Annotated in this window: 14 protein-coding genes; 7 read left to right on the top strand and 7 right to left on the bottom strand. The window is 41.8% G+C overall.

The window, feature by feature from the left end; translation table 11 throughout:
• Positions 1–85: 85 nt before the first annotated feature.
• Complete coding sequence (locus ACH3Z1_RS14615; RefSeq protein WP_490822731.1) at positions 86–856, bottom strand: AMP nucleosidase; 771 nt, start codon at positions 854–856, stop codon at positions 86–88.
• Between the two features lie 87 nt (positions 857–943).
• Here ACH3Z1_RS14615 and ACH3Z1_RS14610 point away from each other — a divergent pair, with 87 nt between their 5' ends.
• Positions 944–1381, top strand: coding sequence for a type I restriction enzyme HsdR N-terminal domain-containing protein (locus ACH3Z1_RS14610; protein ID WP_490822730.1), 438 nt, complete (start codon positions 944–946; stop codon positions 1379–1381).
• A 79-nt stretch (positions 1382–1460) separates the two neighbouring features.
• Here ACH3Z1_RS14610 and ACH3Z1_RS14605 read toward each other — a convergent pair whose 3' ends face one another.
• The 3 genes from ACH3Z1_RS14605 to ccsA form a co-directional block, all read right to left on the bottom strand.
• Positions 1461–2882 carry a Glu/Leu/Phe/Val family dehydrogenase gene (locus tag ACH3Z1_RS14605; RefSeq protein WP_490822729.1) on the bottom strand — a complete coding sequence of 474 codons (1422 nt, stop codon included), beginning with the start codon at positions 2880–2882 and terminating at the stop codon, positions 1461–1463.
• A 66-nt stretch (positions 2883–2948) separates the two neighbouring features.
• Positions 2949–3164 (bottom strand): CcmD family protein, encoded by a 216-nt coding sequence (locus tag ACH3Z1_RS14600; protein ID WP_490822728.1) that lies wholly within the window; start codon positions 3162–3164, stop codon positions 2949–2951.
• Entirely contained in the window at positions 3157–3837 is a 681-nt protein-coding gene (ccsA, locus tag ACH3Z1_RS14595) for a cytochrome c biogenesis protein CcsA (protein WP_490822727.1), read from the bottom strand. The genes ACH3Z1_RS14600 and ccsA overlap by 8 nt, the downstream gene beginning before the upstream one ends.
• A gap of 179 nt (positions 3838–4016) precedes the next feature.
• Between ccsA and ACH3Z1_RS14590 the strand changes: the two genes are divergently transcribed.
• Together ACH3Z1_RS14590 and queA are read left to right on the top strand one after the other, a co-directional pair.
• Complete coding sequence (locus tag ACH3Z1_RS14590; RefSeq protein WP_490822726.1) at positions 4017–5729, top strand: ABC transporter ATP-binding protein; 1713 nt, start codon at positions 4017–4019, stop codon at positions 5727–5729.
• A 79-nt stretch (positions 5730–5808) separates the two neighbouring features.
• Positions 5809–6858: a tRNA preQ1(34) S-adenosylmethionine ribosyltransferase-isomerase QueA gene (gene queA, locus ACH3Z1_RS14585; RefSeq protein ID WP_133475510.1), complete on the top strand. Its 1050-nt coding sequence runs from the start codon at positions 5809–5811 to the stop codon at positions 6856–6858.
• Between the two features lie 238 nt (positions 6859–7096).
• On the opposite strand, the gene ACH3Z1_RS14580 is transcribed toward queA, so the two are convergent.
• Together ACH3Z1_RS14580 and ACH3Z1_RS14575 are read right to left on the bottom strand one after the other, a co-directional pair.
• Positions 7097–7600: an SRPBCC family protein gene (locus ACH3Z1_RS14580; protein ID WP_490822725.1), complete on the bottom strand. Its 504-nt coding sequence runs from the start codon at positions 7598–7600 to the stop codon at positions 7097–7099.
• Between the two features lies 1 nt (position 7601).
• Positions 7602–8708, bottom strand: a complete 1107-nt coding sequence (locus ACH3Z1_RS14575) for an ABC transporter permease (RefSeq protein WP_490822724.1) — start codon at positions 8706–8708, stop codon at positions 7602–7604.
• 113 nt (positions 8709–8821) lie between these two features.
• Here ACH3Z1_RS14575 and ACH3Z1_RS14570 point away from each other — a divergent pair, with 113 nt between their 5' ends.
• Both ACH3Z1_RS14570 and ACH3Z1_RS14565 read left to right on the top strand, forming a co-directional pair.
• Entirely contained in the window at positions 8822–9244 is a 423-nt protein-coding gene (locus tag ACH3Z1_RS14570; RefSeq protein WP_490822723.1) for an Xre family toxin-antitoxin system antitoxin, read from the top strand.
• Entirely contained in the window at positions 9241–9705 is a 465-nt protein-coding gene (locus ACH3Z1_RS14565) for an RES family NAD+ phosphorylase (RefSeq protein WP_490822722.1), read from the top strand. Before ACH3Z1_RS14570 ends, ACH3Z1_RS14565 begins: the two co-directional genes overlap by 4 nt.
• On the opposite strand, the gene sppA is transcribed toward ACH3Z1_RS14565, so the two are convergent.
• Positions 9691–11451 carry a signal peptide peptidase SppA gene (gene sppA / locus ACH3Z1_RS14560; RefSeq protein ID WP_490822721.1) on the bottom strand — a complete coding sequence of 587 codons (1761 nt, stop codon included), beginning with the start codon at positions 11449–11451 and terminating at the stop codon, positions 9691–9693. The two genes, ACH3Z1_RS14565 and sppA, sit on opposite strands and share 15 nt — an antisense overlap.
• A 104-nt stretch (positions 11452–11555) precedes the next feature.
• Here sppA and folK point away from each other — a divergent pair, with 104 nt between their 5' ends.
• Both folK and ACH3Z1_RS14550 read left to right on the top strand, forming a co-directional pair.
• Positions 11556–12035 (top strand): 2-amino-4-hydroxy-6-hydroxymethyldihydropteridine diphosphokinase, encoded by a 480-nt coding sequence (gene folK, locus ACH3Z1_RS14555; RefSeq protein ID WP_490822720.1) that lies wholly within the window; start codon positions 11556–11558, stop codon positions 12033–12035.
• Between the two features lie 51 nt (positions 12036–12086).
• On the top strand, positions 12087–12719 hold the full coding sequence (locus ACH3Z1_RS14550) for a deoxynucleoside kinase (RefSeq protein WP_490822719.1): 633 nt from the start codon (positions 12087–12089) through the stop codon (positions 12717–12719).
• The last annotated feature ends 13 nt before the right edge of the window (positions 12720–12732 follow it).

Raw genomic sequence — 12732 nt, 5'->3', positions numbered from 1 at the left:
ACAGATGTATGATGTCAGATGTATGATGTCGGATGTCAGATATATAGCCAAAATAAATCCTACATCTGACATCCGACATCCAACATTAAAACCTCAGGTGTCTCACCGTTTGCCCTTTATTGATCAGTTGTTTGAGTGAGTCGATTCCAATTTTCAAATGTTTTTCTACATAGTCGGCCGTCACTTTCTTATCGCTGGCTTCTGTTTTTACGCCATCCGGAATCATGGGTTGGTCGCTTACCAGTAATAAAGCCCCGGTGGGTATTTTATTAAAGAAGCCTACGGTGAAAATGGTAGCTGTTTCCATGTCGATGGCATAGGCCCGCACTTTGGTGAGATAGGCTTTAAACGCATCATCATGTTCCCAAACACGTCGGTTGGTGGTGTAAACAGTACCCGTCCAGTAATCAACTTTATAATCACGAATGGTGGTGGAAATGGCTTTTTGCAATGCGAATGCAGGCATGGCCGGTACTTCTGGTGGAAAATAGTCGTTCGATGTACCTTCTCCCCTGATGGCCGCAATCGGTAGTATCAGATCACCTAATTTGTTTCTTCTTTTTAATCCACCACACTTACCCAGAAACAATACCGCTTCAGGGGCAATAGCAGTCAGCAGGTCCATGATGGTTGCCGCTCCCGGACTACCCATACCAAAATTGATGATGGTAATGCCGTTTGCAGTGGCACATTGCATCGGCCTGTCGGTTCCCACTACTTTCACTTTGTTCCATTTGGCAAACATGGTTACATAGTTGCTGAAATTGGTCAGCAAAATGTATTTTCCGAAATTTTCCAGTTTCTCCCCCGTATAACGTGGCAACCAGTTGTTCACAATTTCTGCTTTCGTCTTCATAACATAACTATTTTGGAGTGCTTGTCCGGTATCTTTGAACAAGTTAATTGGCTAAAATACAAAAAATCAATTCTACCTACAAACGTTATGATCAAAATTGTCTACCCTTCTTACCCTTTTAAAATGGAGATGAAAGATGGTAAGGAGCATATTTTTGATCCTCTGCGAAAAAAATGGATAAGACTTACCCCGGAAGAATGGGTGCGTCAGAATTTTCTGCAATACCTGCTACAAGTAAAACAATACCCTGCTTCGCTGATTGCCGTAGAGAAAGAAGTGATGGTCGGTGAACTAAAAAAACGTTTTGATATTCTTGTGTATAAAAATGATCAGCCCTGGTTATTGGTAGAATGTAAAGAGATGGACATACCGGTTGATGAAACAGTATTTCATCAATTGCTCAGATACCAGTCTTCTTTACAAGCCAGTTATATCATCATCACCAATGGCAATGAAACAAAAGGATGGTCAACAAAAGAAGAAGCAATTATTTACCTTGATTCCATTCCGGATTACATCAATTAGTACATAAAAGAAAAGGAGAGCATGGCTCTCCTTTTCTTTTATCATCTTTCGGACTTTCCGACTTTGGTCTTTCGGACTACTATGGGAAAATACCCAGCTCTGCATAAGAAGTGCCTACTTTATTGATGGCACATACATAGGCAGCGGTACGCATATCAGGAATTTCGGGATTGCTTTTCCATATCTCCATGATCTCACGTGTTGCAGTAATCATGGTTTCTTCCAGACCACTGTGTACGAGATCTACCTCTTCAGGTCCGTGCAGAATGAATGAACGTTCTTTATCGGTTACCTGTTTTCCTGTCAACTCTTCAATTTGTCCGAGTATATGGTTATTCATGTTTTCAGTAAAACGTTTTTCCATGCGGCCATAACGAACATGGCTCAGGTTTTTCAACCACTCGAAATAAGATACCGTAACACCACCTGCGTTCAGGTACATATCGGGTACTACCAGAATTCCTTTTGCTGAAAATATTTCATCCGCTTCAGGAGTTAAAGGTCCGTTGGCAGCTTCGCCGATGATCTTTGCTTTTACACGTGGTGCATTTTCACCGTTGATAACGTTTTCGAGAGCTGCAGGGATCAGTATATCACATTCCAGTTCCAGTGCATCTGTACTTTTAGCAAGGTTGGTAGCACCTGGGAAATTCAAAATAGAGCCTGTTTTCTTTCTATGCTGGAACACTTCTTCTTCATTCAATCCATTGGCATTGAAAATGGCTCCTTCATATTCTGCTATGGCCACCACTTTTGAACCTGCTTCCCGGAAGAATTTTGCAGAATGGTATCCTACATTACCCAGACCCTGTACCACTACCGTTTTGCCTTCCACCCCTATCGTCAATCCGAGTTTTTTCATTACATCAGCCATCAGGCAGACTTCGCGGATACCATAGAATACACCTAATCCGGTTGCTTCTTTTCTTCCGCGAACGCCACCTTGCGTAACAGGTTTACCGGTTACACAACCTGCAGCATCAATTTCTCCTGGCTTTAAGGAAGCATAGGTATCTACAATCCATGCCATCTCACGTTCACCGGTACCATAATCAGGTGCCGGTACATCGATACCAGGCCCGATAAAGTTTTTCTTTACCAGTTCTGCCGTATAACGACGGGTTATTTTTTCCAGTTCATATGCACTGTGGTTACGCGGATTGATTTTAATACCGCCTTTACCCCCACCAAAAGGCACATTCACAATGGCACATTTGTAAGTCATGAGTGATGCCAGTGCCATCACTTCATCCTGGTTCACTTCATCACTGAAACGGATACCACCTTTACAGGGCGATTTATGCTGCGAATGCTGCACACGGTATGCTTCAATAACTTCTATACGGCCATCATCCATTTTAACGGGGAATCGCATGCTGTAAATGCTGTTACAGGCTTTGATCTGTTCAAGCAAACCCTTCTCCCATTTTGTAAATTTGGCCGCTTTATCAAAACTTCTCTCAACACTATGAAAGAAGCTATACGGTTTGTGTTCTGACATGAGCTAATCGTTTTTGTTTTTGACGTTTATTGTAGAGCAGATAGTCAACAGACCATGGTCTATTGACTATCTGCCTTTCTCCAGTTTACTGATTTTGCGGTCGAGGCTTGCCACATAAATAAAGAGCGCTGCAACAATAGTAATAACTACAGCCATCACTACATAAATTTTTCCATTACTTCTCATCAGATCTGTTTCTCCACCGGTTTCCTGAGCAGCAACCAGTGTAGTAAGAAATAATGCAAACAATGTACAGGTGATTCTTGGCAGCAACTTATTCATGGGTTAATCTTTGTTCTTTAATGATATTGTAACGAATCCGCAATGTGCTGATCCATACGCCTAGTAATGTCCATCCAATCACTGCCGGATAAAATACCATCCGCATGTTGGCATCCATGTCTTTCCCATTCAAACCCGGATTGCCTTCACTGCCTTCTCCTCCCGGGTGTAATGATTCCGTTAAACGGGGCAGTATCCAAAGTGTTGGGAAAAGCATGAAAAAAGCGAAAATATTGTACACAGCTCCTATTCTTGCTTTCTTCTCTTCTTCATTCATACTACCACGTAATACAAAATAGGCCAGATAAATCAGCATTGCTATGGCAGCGCCATTTTGTTTAGGATCGCCACTCCATGGGCTACCCCACTGGTAATTGGCCCAAATAGCGCCTGTTGACAATCCAAGAAACCCAAAAATGGTGCCTGTAACGGCAAATGCCACTGAATAATGATCGTGAATGGGTTTGCTGCCACGCAGGTATTTTATGGCATAAACCACCGATACCCCCAGCAGTATCATCATGGCAAACCACATGGGTACATGAAAAAAGAAATTACGAATCGATTCCTGTAACCTGTCATCCAGTTTTGGCACTTCTACCAGGAAACCGTAAGAACAGACATACATTAATAACAGAAAGGATAATATCTTCCACCAGGCTTTTCGAATCATGATCGGCTTTTTACAGTTTCCGGTCGCACTTACCAAACTAACAACTGTTTGGCGCAAAATTAGGTGAAAGCCTCCCAATAAATGCCAGCGCAGGGTAAAATAATCTATTCACATCCCGGCCCTAATTTTGTGCGGGATTCAGACAGAATCAGCAAATCAAACTTATATTGTGGCTGTCTATGTCAGCACCTGTTTTATCGATCCGCGATCTTTGTGTAGATTTTACATCCTCCTCTGGCAACCAACGTGCTGTTGATCACCTGAACCTTGAACTCCGTACGAGTGAAATACTGGCCATTGTGGGTGAATCGGGGTCGGGAAAATCTGTTACTGCACTTTCTATTTTACGTCTGCTGACGGGTAACAATGTAGCTTATCCTTCTGGTGAAATTGTTTTTCATGATGGAGACCATGCCACTAATCTCTTATCAGTACCCGAAAAAGAATTGGAGCAATTACGTGGACAGAAGATTGCTATGATTTTCCAGGAACCGATGACTGCACTAAATCCGGTTTTTACCTGTGGTGACCAGGTAGCGGAAGCCATACGCAGACACGTTGAAATGGATGAAAAAGCCATACAGCAAAAAGTAGTGGAACTATTCAGACAAGTGCAATTACCCCATCCTGAAAAAATCGGGGCCAGGTATCCACATCAGCTCAGTGGCGGACAAAAACAAAGGGTGATGATTGCAATGGCCATGAGTTGTAATCCTTCTTTACTTATTTGTGATGAACCTACCACTGCTCTTGATGTTACGGTTCAGAAAAATATTCTGTCGCTGATAAAAGAATTACAGTTACATCACCAGATGGCTGTTATTTTTATTACACATGATCTGGGTGTGGTAGCAGAAATAGCCGACCGGGTAGCTGTTTTATACCGGGGTAAATTACTGGAAGAAGGGAATGTGCACCAGATTTTTCAACAGCCCGTACATCCTTACACAAAAGCCTTACTCGCCTGCAGACCCGTCTTACATCCCAAAGGAAAAAGATTGCCTGTGGTAAGCGATTTTATGGATGAGAAACTGGAAGAAAAAAAATGGACCATGGTTGACACTACAGTTGCTTCAAGTGTTTCAACAGTCATCGGTCAACCCATACTCGAAGTAAAAGATCTTTGTGTTTGGTACCCTGTCAAGAGAAATTTTCTGGGGAAACCCATTGAATATATGAAAGCGGTAGACGAAGTAAGTTTTACAGTTTATGAAGGTGAGACTTTGGGATTGGTAGGTGAATCGGGTTGCGGGAAAACCACCATTGGAAGAACGATACTCGGACTCAATCCGGTAACTGCAGGGGCCATCCATTTCAAGGGACATGACCTGACCCATGCAACAGCGAAACAAAGAATGCCTTTTCGCCGCGATATGCAGTTGATTTTCCAGGATCCTTATTCTTCGCTCAATCCCCGCATCAGTATTGGGGAAGCTATTGGGGAACCCTTAATGGTTCATGGCTTGGTAAAAAATGTGAAGGAGAAAAAAGATCGAGTTATTGATTTGCTGGAGAAGGTGCAATTAGGTGCCGGTCATTATCATCGCTATCCGCATGAATTCAGTGGTGGACAAAGACAAAGAATTGTCATTGCACGTGCGCTGGCTTTGGAACCCTCTTTTATTGTTTGTGATGAAAGTGTTTCGGCACTGGACGTAAGTGTACAGGCACAGGTATTGAATTTATTAAATGACCTGAAAAAAGCGTTTTCGTTTACAGCCATTTTTATTTCGCACGACCTGTCGGTAGTTAAGTATATCAGCGACCGTATTATGGTAATGCGTGCCGGAAAAATTGTGGAGCATGGGCCGGCAGACGCTGTTTATCATGCACCCCAAACCGAATATACCCGGCAATTGATTGATGCCATTCCGGGTATAAATGCCGGTTAAAACCGGCTAATCTTTGATTGCACCAAAAACGGCAAAAAATCCGTACCTTTGCCGACTTCATAAAAAATCATGCCGTAACATGAAATTATCTCAATTTAAGTTCGATTTACCCCTTAACCTCATTGCACAAAACCCTACCAAAAGAAGAGAAGACAGTCGACTCATGGTAGTAGACCGTAAAAGCGGTCACATGGAAAACAAACATTTTCGTGATATCCTGGAGTATTACGATGATAAAGATGTGTTTGTAGTAAATAACACCAAAGTATTTCCGGCCCGTATGTATGGCAGGAAAGAAAAGACTGGTGCCAAGATTGAAGTGTTTTTGTTGCGTGAGTTGAACAAACCCAATCGTTTATGGGATGTGATTGTTGATCCCGCAAGAAAAATCCGCGTAGGCAACAAATTGTATTTTGGCGACAACGAGGAACTGGTTGCAGAAGTCATTGACAATACCACCAGCCGTGGTCGTACCATCCGTTTTTTATGGGATGATGACGATGAGAGCTTCAAAAAAATGCTTGAATTTTTGGGTGAAACCCCTCTTCCCAAATACATCAAACGTAAACCCGACGAGGAGGATAAAGAGCGTTACCAGACTGTTTATGCAAAACATGAAGGGGCTGTAGCTGCTCCTACTGCAGGTTTACACTTCAGTAAAGAACTCATCAAACGTTGCGAAATACTGGGTATTCGTTTTGCAGAAGTAACACTGCATACAGGTTTAGGTACTTTCCGTCCGATTGAAGTGGAAGACCTGAGCAAACACAAAATGGATGCAGAATACTATGCTATTTCTGAGGAGGCCTGTAAAATTGTAAACAAAGCAAAAGAAGGTGGTCACCGTATCTGTTCTATTGGTACTACAACCATGCGCGCCATGGAAAGCAGTTTTACCGCACAGAAATTACTAAAGCCAAGTGAAGGCTGGACCAACCATTTTATCCATCCACCCTATAATTTTAACGTGGCAGATAGTCTGGTTACCAATTTTCACCTGCCTAAAACCAGTTTACTGATTATGACCTGTGCTTTTGCTGGTTATGATCTGGCGATGGAAGCATATAAGAAAGCTATTAAAGACAAATATCGTTTCTTCAGTTATGGTGATGCTTTGCTGATCATCTGATGAAAAAATAACAGCTCATAAATGATAAAGCCATCCCGCCTAAGCAGGATGGCTTTTTTCATTTAACAACCAACAACTCCCATATACCCTTATAAGAAGTTGTCAAAACTGAATCTAACGTTCACCTAAACTAACAAACATTAGTTGTAATGCTGGTATAAAACTGCAATTATTTTTTCAAAACTGCAAATAACCGCAAGATTATTTTGAAAAATGGGGATAAAATGGCAGAAAAACTCTACAAATTGCCTGTTTCCGCCTCTATATATTGACGAAGTTTTTCGAGATTCTTTTCCATCATAGGGCCGAGTATCTTATCGTTCATCATGGTTCCCAGCTTTTCCCAGGGGAGCCATCCTACAGATTGTTCAAATTGCCACTGAACGATGGTTAGGTTTTGTTGTGGCTGATGAATAAGCTGTATGGTGCTCACCTGCTTCTTATTCCGGGGGCTGATCCACTCGCTTATGACCATAGTATCGCTTACCTGTGTGATCTGTACTTTACTCTTACCAATGATTGCTTCACTGGCTGAATTGATATGTACAGATCCGTCATTCATTCCTTCTACCCAATTCTTCCACTGCCGGATATCTTTCAGTTGCGTCTGGATTTTTTCAGCAGGGGCATTGATATTGACGGCCCTTGATACCAATACTTTTGAAGGCAATAAAGCGCCAATGGCCGTAGCCAGCGCAAATAAACATACCAGACTGATTGCCGCAAGTTTCAGCAACTTCATACTATTCCCATTTAAAGGTTTTAAAAGCTACTGCATAAACAACTACCGTCCATGCACCCAATATCATCAATTCTTTTCCACAGGCCGACAGGGCCGCGCCTTCAAATGCAATATTGCGCATGGCATTATTGAAATGAGTGAGTGGCAATACCCTGCACAATGGCTGCAACCAGGATGGAAAAGCATCTATGGAAAAAAAAGTGCCAGCCAGTAAAAACTGGGGTAAGGTAATCAGGTTGGCCAGCGGTGGAATACTGCTTTCATTTTTAGCCAGGCTACTTACAATAAAACCAAAACCCATAAACAATATCAGGGCAATAAAACTCAACAACATGATGGTGAGAAATGTTTCTACCCCATTTACCAGCGTAAACTTAAATGCATAATGTCCTACACCAATGATAATGATGGCTGTCATCATCTGAAATATCACTCTACTCAGTGCTTCTCCCAGAACGATATAAGGTCTGCGTATGGGAGTGGCATAAAAACGTTTCAGCACCAATTGCTGGCGAAGATTAAAAAACAGGAAAGCCACACCAAATACACCAGCGCTTAATAAAGAAAATCCCAACTGTCCGGGCAGGATAAAATCAATAGTACGGTATACACGTCCGGGAATTTTTTCAATGCGACTGTTCACCATGGCAATGGTGGGGGTATTGCTGTAGGTTTGCTGATTAATGCCCGCAATGACTGCATTGAGTATTGATTGTAATACCTGGAGGTTCTGTGGGTTCACCGCTTCTGAGCTGGAAATATGAATGGTATAAGGTGGATTTTCAATTCCTGATTTACGGATATCAATAATGGCGGTTACCCTTCCTTTTTCCAGGTCTTCTTTTAAGGCCTTCCCCGATTTTTCAATGACACGAATACCCGCAATCTTTTTTAACGCCGGATAAATAGGATTAAGCGTATCGGTATTTTCTGCAAAAGCAATACTCAGTGATACCCTACCTCCTCCTCCTACGAATCCAAAAACAAGAATGAAAATTAAGGGGAAAGCAATGCTGAAAATAACGGCAGACGGACTGCGGAACACGGCTTTCAGGCTACCCTTGGTAATGGCCATCATGGCACGTAACTGGCTGTATTGTACAGGCATACGATTTTTACTTGTGCAACAAAGCTATCCTATTCTGCTGCTACGGGAATAATTGGGGAATAATTTTTTCACTCAAGACAGAAGTCGTATATTTGAGCGACAAATGTTACTGTATGGCAAAAGCAAAAAAAATACCACCGGTTCCTCTTCCTCCCATTGCGGAAGAGCCTGTTGCTGCCTATTTACCTGCCATTGCCGAGTTCACTTATCGCAAATTTAAAAAAGTGGCCGATCTGGTCCCTTTTACACAGGCTGAGTGGGCCAGTATTTTACACCTTTCCGAAAGAACACTGCAGCGTTATGCCAAAAACAATGGTTCATTTGAAGGCATCTATACTGACCGTATTCTTCAAATGCAGGAACTTATAGAAACAGGGCTGGCTACTTTTTCTTCTCCCGATGCTTTTTATCAGTGGCTGAAAAAAGACAAATATGTGATGGGGCATGTACTCAATTTTAATGCTTTGTCTACCTCCCGAGGCATTCAGGAAACCCTTAACCAGCTTGTTCGCATACAACAAGGTGTTTACGCATGATACTGTATCGTTTCGCACACCATACATTCGCTGAGGACTTATCGGGTACCGGTGCAAAACTAAAAGGCGGCCGATGGAATTTAGCCGGTACTCCTGTATTATATACCAGTAGTTCTATTTCACTTGCACTGCTTGAAGTATTGGTGAATACTGTAAGTTTCGAGGAACTGCAGCTATTTAAACTGATGCAGCTTACCTTACCTGCCGATGCAACAGTATACCGGATTGATCACAAAAGTCTGAAAAAGAACTGGCACCACGATTTTGAGTATACACAATGGATGGGTACAGAAATCATGCAGGATAAAACTTCGCTTGCCATTTCCTGCCCTTCTGCCGTTGTTCAGCAGGAACAAAATTTTTTACTCAACCCTGCCCATAAAGATTATGGTAAGATCCGTTTAAAAGAAGTCAGTGGTTTTTATTTTGACGAACGCCTATTCCCTTCAATGTATCGTTAAGAAATAAGGTACCCTTGCCTGAGGTTCGCCTACCATTTGCTTTACCTGTTTGAATTGCTGCATCAGTTGCCATTGCTCCACCCCTATTTCATCTTTAATAAGGCTAGTTTTGATAGAGCGTTTGTAATTTCCCATAATTTGCTCAATGAAATTCTTCTTTTCCGGATATTCACGTAAACGATAATCATCTTCGATTTTAGCCAGTTTTGCGGCATGTTTTACTGCATCCTGTAATGTTCCGATTTTATCAATCAATCCAACTTCAAGCGCCCGCTTACCGGTCCATACCCTGCCTTGTGCTATACTGTCTATGTATTCAATATTTCTTTCACGACCTTCTGCTACACGTTTTTTAAATGTATGATAAATGGAATCGGTAGCTGCCTGGAAAAAACGTTTTTCGGTTGCGGTTAATGGACGATCTCCTGCTCCCATATCGGCATAAGGAGCGGTTCTTACCCTGTCGGTTGTAATACCCAGTTTGTTTTTCAGGAACGATTCGAAATTAGGCACGATACTGAATACGCCGATGGAACCTGTTATCGTGGTTTCATTGGCAAATACAGCATCGGCATTACAGGCAATATAATAACCACCAGAAGCCGCCACATCACCCATACTTACCACTACCGGTTTTTCTTTTCGCGCAAGAGAGATTTCGCGCCAGATTACATCACTTGCCAATGCACTGCCTCCCGGAGAATTTACCCGAAGTACAATTGCTTTAATGTCTTTATCCAATCTTGCCCGGCGAATGACATTTTTATACAGATCACTGCTTACCTGTTCTTCATCTCCTTCCTGGCTTACAATATCACCCTGTGCATAGATGATGGCAATTTTACCGCTACCTGAAAAATCGCCCAGTGTTGTAGCTGCTGCATACTCATTGATGGTAACAAAATTGATGGTGGTACCCGCTCCTTTTTTTAATCGCTGTAAAATTTCTCCTTTTACTTCATCATCGTATTTTAATCCATCTACCAACTGGTATTTTTCTGCATCTACGGCTGTTTGAATATCGCCTTCATTGGCCAACTGGTGTAATACAGCCGTATCAATTTTACGTGCCGAACTCGTTGCTTTCAGAAATGCGCTATACAGATCGCCCAGCCATACAGATGTTTGTAAACGGTTGGCTTCTGTCATTTTAGTTTCGCGTAATGGTTCTGTGGCGCTTTTAAATTTACCGGCATAAAAGATCTGTGGTTCTATCTGCAGCTTATCCAACATGCCTTTCAGGAAAAGTAGATTAGATGAAAAGCCCGACCATTCCAATCCACCCTGCGGATGTACATATACACGTTCAGCAGCGCTGGCTACATAATAAGCTTTCTGTGTCATGGTTTCACCGTACGCGATTACAAACTTGCCCGATTTTTTAAAATCGAGTACCGCTTTTCTCAACTCTTCACTTGAGGAAAATCCGTTTGCATTATCGCTTGCCAGGATATAAACACCTTTTACAGCTGAATCGGATTTTGCCTCACCTAATAAACGAACCACATCGAATAAGGATGGTTTATTAGCTTCCGCAGATCCAATCAATTCTCCAAATGGATCTTCAACTGCCTGTTCTTTAAAATTGACGGAGAGATCGAGTACTAATACCGCTTTTGAACCCACTACCGGGACTTCGGAAGTAGTGGCTGTAGAAATAAAACCAATCAAAATAAACAACCCGATTACTGTAAATACGATCAATGCCAGTAATGATGCAAAAAATATTTTAAAAAATGTCTTCATATGCTTTTTTTACAGCCTCTTCCCATTTTCATTTTCCTACCAGAGAATAATGTCTGCGGCTACGTGAATTTAAAGATATTTGATGCTGCTAATATCTCCAATTTATGAATACAGCGTATTTGCTGACAGGCGGTAATATGGGCAACCGGGCATTTCACCTGCAACAGGCCGAACAATATATTCAACAATATTGTGGCGAAATCGTTTGCAGCTCTTCCATTTATGAAACAGCAGCCTGGGGATTTACAGACCAGCCCTCCTTTTATAACCAGGCACTGGAATTAAAAACCATGCTTTCACCAGATCAGTTAATGCGCAAATTGCTGGAAATAGAACTGGAAATGGGACGTATCAGAACCCAAAAAATGGGTCCCCGTATTATTGACCTGGATATTTTACTGATTGATGACCTGATCATTGAAACTGAATTACTCTCTGTACCACACCCGGCCCTGCCTGATCGTCGTTTTGCGCTGATGCCACTGGCAGAAATTGCCCCTCTGCTGATGCACCCCATTGAAGGTAAAACCATTACCGCTTTACTGGATGTCTGTACCGATCCCTTAAATGTGCAAAAAAAATAGCATACTGCTTGGTAAGTGCGGTTAATTTTGACGGTATTGCAGTGAATAAATATGAAGTATCAATATATTACCGTTGAAGGAAACATTGGAGCAGGCAAAACCACATTGGCGCATCTCTTATCAAAAAAACTGAATTCCAGGCTGATCCTGGAAGAGTTTGCTGACAACCCCTTCCTGCCAAAGTTTTATGATAATCCCCAGCAATATGCATTTCCGCTCGAGCTGTTTTTTATGGCAGAGCGATATAAACAATTGAAAGATATGCTGCACATTAAAGACATGTTCCAGCATACCACTGTTTCCGATTATCTTTTTACCAAATGCTTGTTGTTTGCTAAAGTAAACCTGCCCGAAGAAGAATTCAGGCTTTACCAGAAACTGTTCGATATTATTCACCAGCAACTCATGTTTCCCGATATTCTTATTTACCTGCATGCACCTGTGCAGAAACTACAACAGAATATCAAGAAGCGGAACAGGGAATATGAGCAATCCATTCCTGATGAATATTTATTCAATATCCAGGAAACCTATACCAGCTATATTAAACAACACAATATCAAAACCATTTTTATTGATGCCAGCAATGCCGATTTTCTAGGCAATGAAAAGCATTTGAATATTGTACTCGAGGCACTGGAAAAAGATTTTGAAGGAGGTCAGCATTATTTCAGTTTACCCTGAAATAATGTAAACA

The sequence above is a fragment of the Sediminibacterium sp. FW305-C-49 genome, assembly GCF_058231085.1.
The sequence above is the reverse complement of the archived record's forward strand: the minus strand, read 5'-3'. Positions and strand labels throughout refer to the sequence as shown.

Coding starts and splice junctions, on each gene's coding strand:
- ACH3Z1_RS14600 (WP_490822728.1), bottom strand. CDS start 3,164: ATGAATAAGTTGCTGCCAAGAATCACCTGTACATTGTTTGCATTATTT.
- ACH3Z1_RS14580 (WP_490822725.1), bottom strand. CDS start 7,600: ATGAAGTTGCTGAAACTTGCGGCAATCAGTCTGGTATGTTTATTTGCG.
- ACH3Z1_RS14570 (WP_490822723.1), top strand. CDS start 8,822: ATGGCAAAAGCAAAAAAAATACCACCGGTTCCTCTTCCTCCCATTGCG.
- folK (WP_490822720.1), top strand. CDS start 11,556: ATGAATACAGCGTATTTGCTGACAGGCGGTAATATGGGCAACCGGGCA.
- ACH3Z1_RS14550 (WP_490822719.1), top strand. CDS start 12,087: ATGAAGTATCAATATATTACCGTTGAAGGAAACATTGGAGCAGGCAAA.
- ACH3Z1_RS14575 (WP_490822724.1), bottom strand. CDS start 8,708: ATGCCTGTACAATACAGCCAGTTACGTGCCATGATGGCCATTACCAAG.
- ACH3Z1_RS14610 (WP_490822730.1), top strand. CDS start 944: ATGATCAAAATTGTCTACCCTTCTTACCCTTTTAAAATGGAGATGAAA.
- sppA (WP_490822721.1), bottom strand. CDS start 11,451: ATGAAGACATTTTTTAAAATATTTTTTGCATCATTACTGGCATTGATC.
- queA (WP_133475510.1), top strand. CDS start 5,809: ATGAAATTATCTCAATTTAAGTTCGATTTACCCCTTAACCTCATTGCA.
- ACH3Z1_RS14605 (WP_490822729.1), bottom strand. CDS start 2,882: ATGTCAGAACACAAACCGTATAGCTTCTTTCATAGTGTTGAGAGAAGT.
- ccsA (WP_490822727.1), bottom strand. CDS start 3,837: ATGATTCGAAAAGCCTGGTGGAAGATATTATCCTTTCTGTTATTAATG.
- ACH3Z1_RS14590 (WP_490822726.1), top strand. CDS start 4,017: ATGTCAGCACCTGTTTTATCGATCCGCGATCTTTGTGTAGATTTTACA.
- ACH3Z1_RS14615 (WP_490822731.1), bottom strand. CDS start 856: ATGAAGACGAAAGCAGAAATTGTGAACAACTGGTTGCCACGTTATACG.
- ACH3Z1_RS14565 (WP_490822722.1), top strand. CDS start 9,241: ATGATACTGTATCGTTTCGCACACCATACATTCGCTGAGGACTTATCG.